Below are 901 nucleotides of genomic sequence, written 5' to 3'. Positions count from 1 at the left end.
TTTGGGGGGGGGCAGAATCCATATTGTCATTCTGAGTGAGCGAAGCGAGCGAAGAATCTCTACTTTTGAGATTTTTCGCTTCGCTCAAAATGACAGAAGAATCTATGCGTTTTTTAGCGATTTGCACCGCATTCACGCCACTTACAACAATCAGCGTAACAAAAACTATCCTCCACGCAAAGAGCAAATATTTTAGCGCAAACGCCACAAAAAGCACGCCCCCGCAAAGCACCAAAACAAACTCCCTTGCGGCACTCACAAGCGCGTCTTTATCATCAAAAGGCGTCCTTTGAAACACAAAGTGATCCATCGCGCCATAATCGCCCGTGAAAATAAAACTATACGCAATGCCGATAAAAAGTGCCACGCTTAACGCAAAGGCGGGGATTTTCTGCCACTTTTGCGGGATAAATGAAAGGGCATAAATCGCGCTAAAACTCGCCAATAAAAACGCCCCAAAGAGCGCACCAAGTGTCGCTTTTGTCTGCGTAGAATCAAACTGCGTAATATCGCTATTATAAAGCGCGTAGGGGTTAAAAACGCAGATTAGAAGCGCAATGCAAAGGGTAGCGTAAATGGCGATTTGGGGGTAGGGATTCGCAGAATCTAGTGTGGGATTTAACTTCGCTAAATTTGGTAATTTCAACTAAATGCCTTGTGTAAAATGGCAGAGAGGAAGGGATTCGAACCCTCGAACGATTGCTCGTTACACGCGTTCCAGGCGTGCTCCTTCAACCACTCGGACACCTCTCTATCCTCTAAAAAAATGCGATGATAGCAAAATTTTGTTAAAAATTATATTTTCCGCGTAGATTCTGCGTTTTTCGTATATTTCGCAGAATCTACCCACAAAAAACACCACTTTAAGCAAATTTTAATCTTACTTTAAGCAAACTTTAAG

The 901-nt window shown here is 43.2% G+C and carries 1 tRNA gene and 1 pseudogene; both read right to left on the bottom strand.

Annotation, left to right across the window (positions count from 1 at the left end):
- Positions 1 to 646, bottom strand: a pseudogene (locus ACWIUE_RS11890) (hypothetical protein); the annotation flags it as partial.
- A 19-nt stretch (positions 647 to 665) separates the two neighbouring features.
- Positions 666 to 753: transfer RNA gene (locus ACWIUE_RS11885), tRNA-Ser, on the bottom strand.
- Positions 754 to 901 lie beyond the last annotated feature (148 nt).

Source organism: Helicobacter sp. 23-1045 (genome assembly GCF_053654655.1).
The sequence above is the reverse complement of the archived record's forward strand: the minus strand, read 5'-3'. Positions and strand labels throughout refer to the sequence as shown.